Source organism: Citrobacter sp. CRE-46 (assembly GCF_059615875.1).
In genome coordinates this window covers 3,780,203-3,793,485 of the sequence record NZ_CM184341.1, presented here as the reverse complement: position 1 = coordinate 3,793,485, position 13,283 = coordinate 3,780,203, and the positions used below count along the sequence as shown (strand labels likewise).

General features: G+C 53.8%; 14 protein-coding genes. 7 read left to right on the top strand and 7 right to left on the bottom strand.

Annotated features, from left to right (window positions below; all coding sequences use genetic code 11):
* Window positions 1-4 precede the first annotated feature (4 nt).
* Together AC534G_RS18635 and AC534G_RS18630 are read left to right on the top strand one after the other, a co-directional pair.
* Window positions 5-814 (top strand): oxamate carbamoyltransferase subunit AllH family protein, encoded by an 810-nt coding sequence (locus tag AC534G_RS18635; protein ID WP_110498607.1) that lies wholly within the window; start codon window positions 5-7, stop codon window positions 812-814.
* Window positions 815-817: 3 nt separating this feature from the next.
* Complete coding sequence (locus AC534G_RS18630) at window positions 818-1,711, top strand: carbamate kinase (protein WP_085047596.1); 894 nt, start codon at window positions 818-820, stop codon at window positions 1,709-1,711.
* Window positions 1,712-1,752: 41 nt separating this feature from the next.
* Here the strand turns inward: AC534G_RS18630 and purK are convergent, their stop codons facing one another.
* The 4 genes from purK to ppiB form a co-directional block, all read right to left on the bottom strand.
* Complete coding sequence (purK, locus tag AC534G_RS18625; RefSeq protein WP_110498606.1) at window positions 1,753-2,820, bottom strand: 5-(carboxyamino)imidazole ribonucleotide synthase; 1,068 nt, start codon at window positions 2,818-2,820, stop codon at window positions 1,753-1,755.
* Window positions 2,817-3,326, bottom strand: a complete 510-nt coding sequence (gene purE, locus AC534G_RS18620) for a 5-(carboxyamino)imidazole ribonucleotide mutase (RefSeq protein WP_042309959.1) — start codon at window positions 3,324-3,326, stop codon at window positions 2,817-2,819. Before purE ends, purK begins: the two co-directional genes overlap by 4 nt.
* 238 nt (window positions 3,327-3,564) lie before the next feature.
* Window positions 3,565-4,287: a UDP-2,3-diacylglucosamine diphosphatase gene (gene lpxH, locus AC534G_RS18615; protein ID WP_110498605.1), complete on the bottom strand. Its 723-nt coding sequence runs from the start codon at window positions 4,285-4,287 to the stop codon at window positions 3,565-3,567.
* A 2-nt stretch (window positions 4,288-4,289) separates the two neighbouring features.
* A complete protein-coding gene (ppiB, locus tag AC534G_RS18610; protein ID WP_003021875.1) occupies window positions 4,290-4,784 on the bottom strand; it encodes a peptidylprolyl isomerase B in 495 nt (164 codons plus the stop codon).
* 173 nt (window positions 4,785-4,957) lie between these two features.
* On the opposite strand from ppiB, the gene cysS reads away from it, so the two are divergent.
* On the top strand, window positions 4,958-6,343 hold the full coding sequence (gene cysS / locus AC534G_RS18605; protein ID WP_085047594.1) for a cysteine--tRNA ligase: 1,386 nt from the start codon (window positions 4,958-4,960) through the stop codon (window positions 6,341-6,343).
* Between the two features lie 89 nt (window positions 6,344-6,432).
* Here cysS and AC534G_RS18600 read toward each other — a convergent pair whose 3' ends face one another.
* The 3 genes from AC534G_RS18600 to folD all read right to left on the bottom strand — a co-directional run bounded on the left by AC534G_RS18600 (window position 6,433) and on the right by folD (window position 8,162).
* Window positions 6,433-6,957: a metal-dependent hydrolase gene (locus AC534G_RS18600; protein WP_069324001.1), complete on the bottom strand. Its 525-nt coding sequence runs from the start codon at window positions 6,955-6,957 to the stop codon at window positions 6,433-6,435.
* Window positions 6,958-7,081: 124 nt separating this feature from the next.
* A complete protein-coding gene (gene ybcJ, locus AC534G_RS18595; RefSeq protein WP_016152124.1) occupies window positions 7,082-7,294 on the bottom strand; it encodes a ribosome-associated protein YbcJ in 213 nt (70 codons plus the stop codon).
* A gap of 1 nt (window position 7,295) precedes the next feature.
* Window positions 7,296-8,162: a bifunctional methylenetetrahydrofolate dehydrogenase/methenyltetrahydrofolate cyclohydrolase FolD gene (gene folD, locus AC534G_RS18590; RefSeq protein WP_003021887.1), complete on the bottom strand. Its 867-nt coding sequence runs from the start codon at window positions 8,160-8,162 to the stop codon at window positions 7,296-7,298.
* 573 nt (window positions 8,163-8,735) lie between these two features.
* Here folD and fimA point away from each other — a divergent pair.
* The 4 genes from fimA (at window position 8,736) to AC534G_RS18570 (ending at window position 13,279) form a co-directional block, all read left to right on the top strand.
* Window positions 8,736-9,305: a type 1 fimbrial major subunit FimA gene (gene fimA, locus AC534G_RS18585; protein WP_038638492.1), complete on the top strand. Its 570-nt coding sequence runs from the start codon at window positions 8,736-8,738 to the stop codon at window positions 9,303-9,305.
* A 77-nt stretch (window positions 9,306-9,382) separates the two neighbouring features.
* Window positions 9,383-9,916, top strand: a complete 534-nt coding sequence (gene fimI / locus AC534G_RS18580; protein ID WP_087857085.1) for a type 1 fimbrial protein subunit FimI — start codon at window positions 9,383-9,385, stop codon at window positions 9,914-9,916.
* 41 nt (window positions 9,917-9,957) lie between these two features.
* On the top strand, window positions 9,958-10,650 hold the full coding sequence (gene fimC, locus AC534G_RS18575) for a type 1 fimbria chaperone FimC (protein WP_038638498.1): 693 nt from the start codon (window positions 9,958-9,960) through the stop codon (window positions 10,648-10,650).
* A 7-nt stretch (window positions 10,651-10,657) separates the two neighbouring features.
* Complete coding sequence (locus tag AC534G_RS18570) at window positions 10,658-13,279, top strand: fimbrial biogenesis usher protein (protein WP_069324005.1); 2,622 nt, start codon at window positions 10,658-10,660, stop codon at window positions 13,277-13,279.
* The last annotated feature ends 4 nt before the right edge of the window (window positions 13,280-13,283 follow it).

The following is a 13,283-nucleotide window of genomic DNA, read 5'->3' as shown; positions in this document are numbered from 1 at the left end:
GCGCATGATGATCATCCGTCCTCTGATGGGCAGTCAGCAGTCTCCGGATTTTCGCCAGTCATGGCAGCTATCCGGGATCTGGCGGCGCTCGATTAACCTTGTGGCCGAAGGGGGCGCACTGTTAACGCTGCACCGCCAGGGCAGTGGTTTTAGCCCGGGAGGATGGGTGATCCGTGCGTCTGACTTTGATGCGCTGCGTACGGCGTTAAGCGGTAGCGAAACCCCTCAGGCTGTCCCCGAGGGGATTGTGCTGGGACCGTTTCTGTTACGCCAACCGCAGCGTTGTTGTTCGTTGAAAATAACGTCCCGTCCACATGCCCCGCGCCTTGCATCCGCCTGGATGGATCGCGGCGAGGAAACGGGATTATTCGGGCCGTTAATGCTGGCGGCAAATTTGCCTTTGTGCCCCGAGTTACGTCAGTTCCGCCATTGCTTTTTCTCGGCGCTGGCTGGCTTGTCGACAGACTGGCGGCAGTGGTTAGGCAAGGGGCCAGGTTTAACGCCCAGCCATGATGATACGCTGACCGGAATGCTGCTGGCCGCCTGGTATTTCGGCGCGCTGAATAAGGATTCCGGCCATCGTTTCTTTGAATATTCCGGCAATCTTCAACTGGCAACGACCGTGGTTAGCGTGAGCTACTTACGTTACGCGGCATTAGGATATTTCGCTTCACCTTTGCTCCACTTCACTCATGCTTTGGGCCGACAACAAAGGATGGACGCGGCGATAAATTCGCTGCTGGCGCTCGGGCATACCTCCGGCGCAGACACCCTGTTGGGGTTCTGGCTTGGGCAACAAATTATAGAAGGATAGGGAATGAAAACGCTGGTTGTTGCTCTTGGCGGCAACGCATTATTGCAGCGCGGCGAGGCGCTGACGGCAGAAAATCAATATCGTAATATTGCCAGCGCCGTACCTGCCCTGGCGCGTCTGGCACGTTCGTACCGCCTGGCCATCGTACATGGCAATGGGCCGCAGGTTGGTCTGTTGTCGTTACAGAATCTTGCCTGGAAAGAGGTTGAACCTTACCCGCTGGATGTGCTGGTGGCAGAGACTCAGGGCATGATTGGTTATATGTTGGCGCAAAGTCTGACCGCTGAACCGGAGATGCCGCCGGTGACCACAGTGTTAACGCGAATTGTGGTGTCTGAAGACGATCCCGCGTTTATGGCGCCGGAAAAATTTATCGGCCCGGTGTATTCGCCTGAAGAACAAACGCAACTGGAAGCCACCTACGGCTGGCATATGAAACGTGACGGCAAATACCTGCGTCGTGTTGTCGCCTCGCCTGAGCCTCGCCAGATCGTCGAAAGCGATGCCATTAAGCTCTTGCTCAAAGAAGGCCATGTGGTGATTTGTAGCGGCGGTGGCGGCGTGCCGGTGACCGGGGAAGGGGTAGGGTCTGAAGCGGTCATTGATAAGGATCTGGCGGCGGCATTGCTGGCTGAACAGATCGATGCCGACGGTCTGGTTATCCTCACCGATGCTGATGCGGTCTATGAGAACTGGGGCACGCCAGAGCAACGTGCGATTCGTCAAGCCTCTCCTGATGAACTGGCGCCGTTTGCTAAAGCCGATGGTTCGATGGGGCCAAAGGTGACAGCCGTAAGCGGATACGTGAAGCGACGTGGAAAACCCGCGTGGATTGGCGCGCTGTCTCGCATTGAAGACACGTTGGCGGGGAAAGCCGGAACCTGCATTCGTCTGTAAAAGTAACGGGAGGCGTGCGCAGGCGCACCTCCCGTATCGGTTTATTTCAGCTTTGACTGCGCCCAGATGATGCCGCTGGCATATTCCGGCGGCAGCAGGGGAATGAGCGCTTCCAGCGTGGCGCTAAGGCGCGCGGTATCGCTGTCGCTCAGATTCAGGTGTCCCACCTTACGCCCTTCGCGTACCTCTTTGTCATACCAGTGCAGATGCACCAGCGGCAGCTTCAGCCAGTCATAGTTCAGGTCGCTGCCGATCAGGTTTACCATCACCGAAGGATTGTTCACCACCGGCGTCGGCAGCGGCAGGCCGGTAATGGCGCGCAGGTGCAGTTCAAACTGGCTAATGCTGGCGCCGTTTTGCGTCCAGTGCCCGCTGTTGTGCACGCGCGGAGCCAGTTCATTGATCAGCAAATCTTCCGGGGTGATGAAACACTCCATCGCCATCACACCGACATAGCCCAGCTCCTGCATGATGGCAGAGAGCATCGCTTCGGCCTGCGCCTGATGTTTAGCGTTAGCCTGCGGAAATACCACGCTGGTGCGCAGAATGCCGTCCTGATGCAGGTTATGGGTCAGCGGATAGAAGACAGTGCTGCCGTCGTGCGCACGCGCGCCAACCAGCGAGACTTCACCGGAGAAGTTGATTCCTCGCTCGACGATGCACTCGCCGTAGCAGTCGTCTGGCAGTTGTTCGGTTTCATTCGCGCGTAAACGCCACTGTCCACGACCGTCGTAGCCGCCGACGCGACGCTTCACAATCGCCAACTCGCCGAGTTTGTCAAACACCGCAGACCATTCGCTTTTATCCGCCAGCAGTTGCCATGGTGCGGTCGCCAGGTTGAGTTTGTCAAAAAGCTGTTTTTGCGTCAGACGGTCAGCAATAATCGGGAAGACGTCGCGGTTAACAAACGCCGGGTGACGCGCCAGTTCGCGAGTGAGCGCCGTTTCCGGCCAGCGCTCAATCTCAGCGGTAATCACGCTTTGTTGAAAAGGAACGGCAGCGGGTTCGGCGTCCAGCCCGACGGGCCAGACCGCAATCCCCAGCGGCTCACCGGCCTGACGCAGCATGCGTCCTAGCTGACCATTGCCGAGTACACAGACCTGCTTCATGCGACACCTCGCGGGTCCGGGTTCTCCAGTACCTCATCGGTTTGCGCTTTACGCCACTCAGCCAGACGCTGATGCAATTCTTTGTCGTGTGTTGCCAGAATTTGCGCGGCCAGCAGGGCCGCATTGGCTGCGCCCGCTTTGCCGATCGCCAGCGTGCCCACCGGAATACCGCGAGGCATCTGTACGATGGAGTAGAGACTGTCTACGCCGCTCAACGCTGCGCTTTGTACCGGAACGCCTAAAACAGGCACCAGCGTTTTCGCCGCAATCATACCTGGCAAATGTGCAGCACCACCGGCACCGGCAATAATCACCTGATAACCGTTTTCTTCAGCGCCTTCGGCGAAACTGAACAGTTTGTCTGGGGTACGGTGGGCGGAGACGACCTCAACATGGTGTGGAACGTCCAGCATTTCGAAGATTTCGGCGGCGAACTGCATGGTAGCCCAGTCGCTTTTGGACCCCATCACGATGGCGACACGCGCCGGATTATTGCGGGAAGACATGCGTCTGAAAACTCCTGTGGTGCACTACACTCGACTTTTGAGGGCACAGAGAATAGCATAATTCACCGTCAAGGAAAACGATTGCGCGCTTTACACTTCACTCTTCAAGCTGCCTCTTTGTTGGCTGCATCTGCTCACCCCAGTCACTTACTTTAGTCAGCTCCAGGGGATTCACGGATTTGCCGCCTCGATGCAACTCGAATAGTTTTGTGTAAAGAGGAACGGGGTATTTGCAGAATTAAAACGGGAATGCGATCAGTTCAACGTCGTGTGGTGTGACTTTGATCATCGAACCTTCGCTGTGCCAGGCGCCTAATACTACGCGGAACGCGGGTTGCCCATTGGCCGTAAGTTCGTGGACTGCCGGACGGTGGGTATGACCGTGAATTAACCACTGGGCCTGATGTTTTTCCAGCTCGGCAATAACGGCCTGCTGATTCACATCCATGATCTCCAGCGACTTACTGCTGTTGGCTGCTTTGCTGTTGGCGCGCATTTTCGCGGCAATACGTTGGCGAATGAACAATGGCAGGGCGAGGAATAGTTTTTGTAGCCAGTGTTGATGCACTTTGGCGCGAAACGCCTGATAGCCAGCATCGTCGGTGCATAACGTATCGCCATGCATGATCAGCACCTTGCGACCATACAGATCGAGCACTTTCTCTTCGGGCAGTAAGGTCATGCCGCTCTCACGGGCAAAACGTTTGCCGAGCAGAAAATCACGGTTGCCGTGAATAAAAAAGCAGGGAACGCCGGAATCAACCAGTGCTTTTATCGCCGCGGCTATTTGATGATGCAGCGGATTAGGGTCGTCGTCGCCAATCCAGGCTTCGAACAGGTCGCCGAGAATGTACAGCGCATCGGCTTGTCGCGCATCACCGGCTAAAAAACGCAGAAAACCGGCGGTGATCGCCGGTTCTTCTGTGCAGAGGTGAAGATCTGCAATAAACAGTGTCGCCACGATTACTCGCTGACGGTCACGTTTTCGATGATGACGTCTTCTTTCGGCACATCCTGATGCATACCGCTGCGACCAGTGGAAACGCCTTTGATTTTATCAACCACGTCCATGCCTTCAACAACTTCAGCAAACACGCAGTAACCCCAACCCTGCATGCTTTCGCCAGAGAAGTTCAGGAAGTCATTGTCAGCAACGTTGATGAAGAACTGTGCGGTTGCGGAGTGCGGAGCCTGAGTACGCGCCATTGCCAGCGTACCACGGGTGTTTTTCAGACCGTTGTTCGCTTCGTTTTTGATCGCTTCTTTTGTGGCTTTTTGCTTCATGCCCGGCTCGAAACCACCGCCCTGGATCATGAAACCGTTAATAACACGGTGGAAAATGGTGTTGTTATAAAAACCTTCGCGGCAGTAGTCCAGGAAGTTTTTAACTGTTTCAGGCGCTTTATCATCAAACGTTTTGATTACGATATCGCCGTGATTAGTGTGGAAAGTAACCATTTTTGCATCCTGTTCCGATAGATTGGTGCTTCGACCCTGTTAAGGGTCAGAGTTAGGGGTGTGTTATAGCATAACCGCAAGCTGCGATCACCTTGCAAAGTGTGCTGCTTCGATTACGAATAATATGTATTATACGGATATTATTACCCACACACGTCTACACGGAATCTTCGATGTTAAAAATCTTTAATACACTGACGCGCCAAAAAGAGGAATTCAAACCTATTCATGCCGGGGAAGTCGGCATGTACGTGTGTGGTATTACCGTTTACGATCTCTGTCATATTGGCCACGGACGTACTTTCGTTTCTTTCGACGTCGTTGCGCGTTATCTGCGCTTCCTCGGCTATAAGCTGAAGTATGTGCGCAACATTACCGATATCGACGACAAAATCATCAAGCGCGCGAATGAAAACGGCGAGAGCTTTGTCGCGCTGGTCGATCGCATGATTGCGGAAATGCATAGCGATTTCGATGCGCTGAATATTCTGCGCCCCGATCTGGAACCTCGCGCTACGCATCATATCGCCGAGATTATTGAGATCACCGAACAGCTGATCGCCAAAGGTCACGCCTATGTTGCCGATAATGGCGACGTGATGTTCGATGTCCCGACTGATCCGAACTACGGTCAGTTGTCACGCCAGGATCTGGATCAACTGCAGGCAGGCGCACGCGTTGACGTGGTTGACGTGAAGCGCAACCCGATGGACTTCGTGTTATGGAAAATGTCCAAAGAGGGGGAACCGAGCTGGCCATCTCCGTGGGGCGCTGGTCGTCCGGGCTGGCATATCGAGTGTTCGGCGATGAACTGCAAACAGTTGGGCAACCATTTTGATATTCACGGTGGCGGCTCCGACCTGATGTTCCCGCACCATGAAAACGAAATTGCCCAGTCCACCTGTGCGCACGATGGCGAATACGTGAACTACTGGATGCACTCCGGGATGGTGATGGTTGACCGCGAGAAAATGTCCAAATCGCTGGGCAACTTCTTTACCGTGCGCGACGTGCTGAAATACTACGACGCCGAAACCATTCGCTACTTCCTGATGTCGGGTCATTACCGTAGCCAGTTGAACTACAGCGAAGAGAACCTGAAACAGGCGCGTTCTGCGCTGGAACGTCTGTACACTGCGCTGCGCGGCACTGACAAGTCCGTTGCTCCTGCGGGTGGCGAGGCCTTTGAAGCGCGTTTCATTGAAGCGATGGACGACGACTTCAACACCCCGGAAGCGTACTCCGTGCTGTTTGATATGGCGCGTGAAGTTAACCGCCTGAAGGGTGAAGATATGGCGGCGGCGAACGGTATGGCTGCGCATCTGCGTAAACTCTCCAGCGTGCTGGGCTTGCTGGAACAGGATCCAGAAGCATTCCTGCAAAGCGGCGCGCAGACGGATGACGGTGAAGTCGCCGAAATTGAAGCGTTAATCCAGCAGCGTCTGGACGCCCGTAAGGCGAAAGACTGGGCGGCGGCCGACGCCGCGCGTGACCGTCTCAACGAGATGGGCATCGTGCTGGAAGACGGTCCGCAGGGCACCACCTGGCGTCGTAAGTAACTCTGTAAGCCCGGTGGCGCCTACGCTTACCGGGCCTACAAAAGAGCGAGTGTTGGCCGGATAAGACGCAGCGCGTCGCATCCGGCAGATTAATATTTTCGATACCACCACAGCACACCCATCATCATCATTCCCGGTAGCCACACCCATAATAATTCCGAAATAATCACCTGATGCCCGTAAGGGGTCGCGTAGCGTGACAGCGCGAACGGCGCGACTTTAATCACCTGCCACGGCGCGAAAAAGCGTTCATCCGACCACGGCCACAGCCAGCCGACGCCTTTGCCGCCGGTGGTGACAGAATCCAGCACACTGTGCGATAGCAGTGAAACTGTCAGGAATAGCCAGCAGCGAATCAATCCGGCTTTAAACCATCGTCGGCCAATCAATACGCAAAGTAGCGGCACGACAAAGGCGAACAGCAGTGAGTGGGTAAATCCACGGTGGCCAAACACGTTGCCGTAGGCGACGCCAAGCTTAAATGACAGCACGTCGGCATCCGGCAGCATCGCCAGAATGACGCCAGTAAACAGTAATCGTGGGGGGATGACTTTAAGTCCGAGACCTAATCCTAAACAGAGTGGAACGGCCGCGTGAGTAACGATGGTTGGCATGATGTTCGCTTCATGTGGGAAAACGACATGCTAACTGTTCACTGTGAAGTGGGGATGAAGTTATTATCTGAAAATGAGACGGGGAAGCGGCCGGACAGGGCGTTAACCTCATCCGGCACTCGGGTCACGCTACGACGTTAATGCTGTGGCCTTCAAAGCTGACGGTCTGTCCGGCAACGATTTTACAGCGTTTGCGCGTTTCAACCGCGCCATCGACCTTCACCAAGCCTTCGCCAATAGCGATCTTTGCCTGGGCGCCGCTTTCGCTCCAGCCTTCCAGCTTCAGCAAATCGCAGAGTTCAACGTGTGGGTGCTTACCCAGTGAAAATGTGGCCATCTTAAACGTCCTTTACATCATGGTATTCAACACACGCCTGTAGCGTGTTTTCGATAAGTGTGGCGACAGTCATTGGGCCTACGCCGCCCGGTACTGGCGTGATATATGACGCACGTGCGGCTGCATCTTCAAAGACCACATCGCCCACTACTTTACCATTCTCCAGACGGTTGATGCCGACATCAATCACAATCGCACCTTCTTTGATCCACTCGCCGGGTATAAAGCCCGGTTTGCCGACAGCAACAATCAGCAGGTCCGCATGCTCTACGTGGCGACGCAGATCTTTGGTGAATCGGTGGGTGACCGTAGTGGTGCAACCAGCCAGCAGCAGCTCCATGCTCATCGGGCGACCGACAATATTTGAAGCGCCAATCACTACGGCGTTCAGACCATAGGTATCGATGTTGTAACGCTCAAGCAGAGTGACAATCCCGCGCGGAGTACATGGACGCAGACGCGGCGCGCGTTGACACAGACGACCAACGTTATACGGGTGGAAACCGTCTACGTCTTTATCTGGTGCGATGCGTTCCAGCACCTTAACGTTGTCGATACCTGCCGGTAATGGCAGTTGTACCAGGATACCGTCGATGGTGGTATCTGCGTTGAGCGTATCGATCAGCTCAAGAAGCTCCGCCTCGCTGGTGGTTTCAGGCAGGTCATAAGAGCGGGAGACAAACCCCACTTCGTCACAGGCTTTGCGTTTACTCGCGACATAAATCTGCGAAGCCGGGTTGCTGCCTACCAGCACAACAGCCAGGCCCGGGGCGCGTAATCCAGCCGCTAAACGCGCCTGAACTTTTTGAGCAACCTCAGAGCGCACCTGCTGCGCAATCGTTTTACCGTCAATAATCTTTGCTGCCATCAGAGAGAGGATTCCATCTGTTACGTTAAATCGAAGGGGATGTCACTATTTTGTCAGAAGCAGAACGTGCTGTCAGTTTTCGTTTGCGTTTTTACGTGCGATCGCGGGGAGAGCGGTCAGTGAGCAGAGGCGGTTCAGTCGCTGAAGCCCTGCGCATTATTCATGATCATGCTAATTAAATTTAACGTCAATGAAACAACTCATCACCCTGGTATTTTCAAGGTTAATGCACCATAAACCAGTCTGTTACGTTTGATTATGATGTCTTTTACCTCATTTTTACTCGGATTTTTCCTGGATCCCAATAAGAATTAGCCAGGGCCATTAAAAGGATTTGCAGGTATTTTTCATTAATTTAAATGTTTAATTTAACGCTGTGACGAAATAGTCATATTCGCGAAGATTAATTAGTGAATCAAATACTCGGAGAGTTGGGTAAAGGTTAGCTAATTCTCTTGCGATATATATCTTTACAGGATGCAGAGATAATTCGCCTGACATTTAATGTCGATAATGATTCAAACGGATCCCGCAGGACGCCGGAGCCGGATGTGTGTAATTCAAGGGAAATCCATGAAACGTAAATTAATAGCCTCTTCTGTTATTGCCAGCCTGATGTTAGTCGCGGGCGCAGCGGTTGCGGCCGATCCGGCAGCGACCGATCCGGTAAGCGTTAGCGGCGGTACTGTTCATTTTGAAGGTGAACTGGTCAATGCAGCCTGTGCCGTCAGCACTCAGTCATCCGATCAGGTTGTTACGTTAGGCCAGTATCGTACCGCCAGTTTTACTGCAGTCGGTGATACCACGGCACAAATCCCGTTCACTATCGTACTGAACGACTGCGACCCGAAAGTGGCTGCGACCGCCGCGGTTGCTTTCTCTGGCCAGACCGACATCACTAACAATAACCTGCTGGCCGTTTCCTCCTCGGATAACAGTACTACCGCGGGCGGTGTAGGGATTGAAATTCTGGACAATACGTCCACCGCGCTGAAGCCGGATGGAGCAACCTTCTCTACCGCTCAGGCGCTGGTAGAAGGGACCAACACCCTGCGTTTCTCTGCCCGTTATAAAGCGACCGCGACCAGCGCTACGCCGGGTCAGGCGAATGCCGACGCGACGTTTATCATGAAGTACGAATAAGCCGTTCAGATTCGCGCAAGGATGATGTTCGCCTCATTGGATGAGGCAATATCCGGGGATGAAAAAGGATGCGGCAGATGATAGGGAAAGGCGTGGCGCTGGCGGGAATGCTGTGCGTAATGCCTGCGCTTGCTCATACGGTAATACTGGAAAGCGGACGCCTCCACTTACGGGGACAGCTCGTTAACGGCGCCTGTACGGTCGCCACCGACAGCCAGAATTTGCGGGTGCAAATGGGGCAATATCGTACCAATGCCTTCTCCGGAACGGGAAGCTTTGCCTCTACCAGCGTACCGTTTTCACTGCGATTAACATCGTGCAGTTCTGATGTTTATGACCACGTCGGGATTGCGTTTGCCGGTGTGACGCCAGCGGAAGATCCGCAGGTTTTTCTGGCCAGCGGCGATGCGTCTGCATCTTCGGGGGTTGGTCTGGCGTTATTTGACGAGCGACAACGGCAAATAATTCCTAATGCGCTACCGCTTCATTACGCGCCGATTATCACCCAAGAGATGACGTTTCATTTCACTGCTCGCTATCGGGCCGTCTCGGAAAATATCACACCGGGAATACTTCGTTCAGACGTGTGGTTTACGTTGGTTTATCCCTGATTTATTTCCCAACGATAATCGCATCAAAGGTATTTGTAGCTATGTTTAATAATCTAAAATCAGGTTTTATCCTTTTACTGGCCTTATTTTCTGCTGCCAGTGTGCAGGCAGCCGGCGGCATTGCATTAGGCGCTACCCGTGTTATTTATCCAGCTGATGCCAAGCAAACTTCGCTGTCTATTAGCAATAGCGATACCAAAGAACGTTACCTGGTAAATTCATGGATCGAGAATAGCGCAGGGGTTAAAGAAAAATCGTTTGTCGTGACGCCTCCGTTGTTTGTCAGTGAGGCTAAAAGTGAAAACACGTTGCGTATCATCTACGCAGGCGCGCCGCTGCCAAAAGACCGTGAATCGCTGTTCTGGATGAACGTGAAAGCCATTCCGTCAGTCAACAAGAACAGCCTTGAGGGTAAAAACGTTCTGCAACTGGCGATTTTGTCGCGCATTAAACTTTTTGTCCGCCCAAATAATCTGCCGCACATCCCGGAAGATGCTCCCGGCATGCTGCAGTTTTCCCGTTCCGGCAACCACCTGAAAATCAACAATCCGTCTGCGTATTACGTCACTCTGGTCAACCTCACTGTGGGGAAAACGAAGATCGATAACGTCATGGTTGCGCCAAAAAGCGATACGCAGGTGCTGCTGCCAACGGGCGTACAGGGCAACGTTACCTTCCAGACGGTCAATGATTATGGCGCGGTGACCACCGCCCAAACGGTAAGCGTGCGTTGAGATAACGATGAATAAGACAACGTATTTTCCTGACCTGTTACCGGGGGTTACGCCACCGCTGGCGGGGGTGGCGTTGTCCACGCTGGCGGCGCTCTTTCCCTCTTTAAGCCATGGGGAAAGCTATTTCAATCCGGCATTTTTATCTGCGGATACGGCAACCGTGGCGGATTTATCACGTTTTGAAAAAGGTAATCATCAGCCTGAAGGCGTTTATCGTGTGGATATCTGGCGCAATGATGAATTCGTTGCTACCCAGGACATTCATTTTGCCAGCAGTGCGGGAAAGGCAGGGGAGAAGTCTGGCGGACTGATGCCATGCTTTGGACTCGACTGGGTAAAACGCCTGGGCGTTAATATTGCCGCGTTTCCGGCACTCAGTCAGGATCCGAACGCGACCTGTATCAATTTGCCTGAGGCGATTCCCGGCAGTGAAGTTGCCTTTGATTTTTCTACTTTGCGCTTAAACATCAGTTTGCCGCAGGCGTCGATGTTAAACAGCGCGCGCGGCTACATTCCACCGGACGAATGGGATGAAGGGATCCCGGCGGCGCTGATTAACTATAACTTTACCGGTAGCCGTGGGAGCGATACTGACAGCTATTTCCTGAGCATGTTGAGTGGCTTGAACTATGGACCCTGGCGGCTAAGGAACAATGGCGCGTGGAGCTATTCCAAAGGTGACGGATACCATTCACAAAGCTGGAAAAACATCGGTACATGGCTTCAGCGCGCGGTTATCCCGCTGAAGGGTGAACTGGTGATGGGCGACAGCAATACCGGAAATGACGTTTTTGACAGCGTCGGTTTTCGTGGCGCGCGACTCTATTCCTCAGACAGCATGTATCCCGACAGCTTACAAGGCTACGCGCCTACCGTACGTGGCATTGCGCGTACCGCAGCGAAACTGACTATTCGTCAGAATGGCTACGTGATTTATCAAAGTTATGTTTCACCGGGCGCTTTTGCGATAACCGATCTTAACCCGACCTCCTCCAGCGGTGACCTTGAGGTGACGGTGGATGAGAAAGACGGTAGCCAGCAGCGCTATACGGTGCCGTACTCCACGGTTCCGTTGTTACAGCGAGAAGGGCGTTTCAAGTATGACGTGGTTGCCGGGGATTTTCGCAGCGGCAATAGCCAGCAATCCTCACCGTTTTTTTTCCAGGGAACATTAATCGCCGGGTTACCAGAGGGGTATACCGCTTATGGTGGTACGCAGTTAGCCTCACGTTACACTGCGGTAGTTTTAGGTACTGGCCGAAATCTGGGGGATTGGGGGGCAGTTTCCGTCGATTTAACCCATGCGCGCAGCCAACTGGCGGATGACAGTACGCACCAGGGGCAGTCTCTGCGTTTCCTGTATGCGAAGTCATTGAACAATTTTGGCACTAACTTTCAGCTGTTGGGCTACCGCTACTCTACGCGTGGCTTCTATACACTCGACGACGTCGCGTATCGCAGTATGGAAGGCTATGAGTACGAATACGACAGCGAAGGCAATCGCCACGACGTGCCGGATGTGAAGAGTTACCACAATCTGAGCTATAGCAAGAAAGGCCGTTTTCAGATCAACATTTCGCAGAATCTGGGGGATTACGGATCGCTGTATATCTCAGGTAGCCAGCAAACGTACTGGAATACCTCAGACACCAATACCTGGTATCAACTGGGCTATGCCAGTGGTTGGCAGGGGATTAGCTATTCACTCTCCTGGTCGTGGAATGAATCAGTCGGCATCTCCGACACCGACCGCATTATGGCGTTCAATATGTCAATCCCGTTCAGCCTGCTGAGCGGGCGGCGTTACTCGCGTGATAATGCCTTCGATCGCACCTACGCCACCTTTAATGCCAACCGCAATAGCAACGGACAAAATAGCTGGCAGAGCGGGATCGGCGGTACGTTGCTGGATGGCCGTAACCTGAGCTATAGCGTGAATCAGGGTCACAGCAGTACTAATGGTTACAGCGGAAACGCCAGCGCTAACTGGCAGGCGGCCTATGGCACGCTGGGCGTGGGATACAACTACGACCGCGACCAGCATGACTACAACTGGCAGCTCGCCGGCGGTGTGATAGGGCATGAGGACGGCATTACGCTTAGTCAGCCGCTCGGCGATACCAATGTGTTGATCAAAGCGCCAGGCGCTCAGGGTGTGCGGATAGAAAACCAGACCGGCGTGCAGACCGACTGGCGTGGATACGCGGTGATGCCGTATGCCACCGTCTATCGCTATAACCGCGTCGCGTTAGACACCAATTCGATGAATAACAATACCGATGTGGAAAACAACGTCAGCAGCGTCGTGCCAACGCAAGGGGCATTGGTGCGAGCGGCGTTTGATACACGTATCGGTGTGCGGGCGCTGATGACGGCGAAATATGCCGGTAAACCTGTGCCATTTGGCTCCGTGGTGCGTGAAAACACCAGCGGCGTGACCAGTATGGTGGGTGAAGACGGGCAAATTTACCTGAGCGGCCTGCCGCTTAAAGGCGAGTTGCTGATCCAATGGGGGGAAGGCGCAAAAGCTCGTTGCGTGGCGCATTATGCCTTGCCTGAAGAGAGCCTGAAACAGGCGGTGACGCTCACGAATGTGACGTGCGAATCACCAGCGGCACGACAGGAATAATACG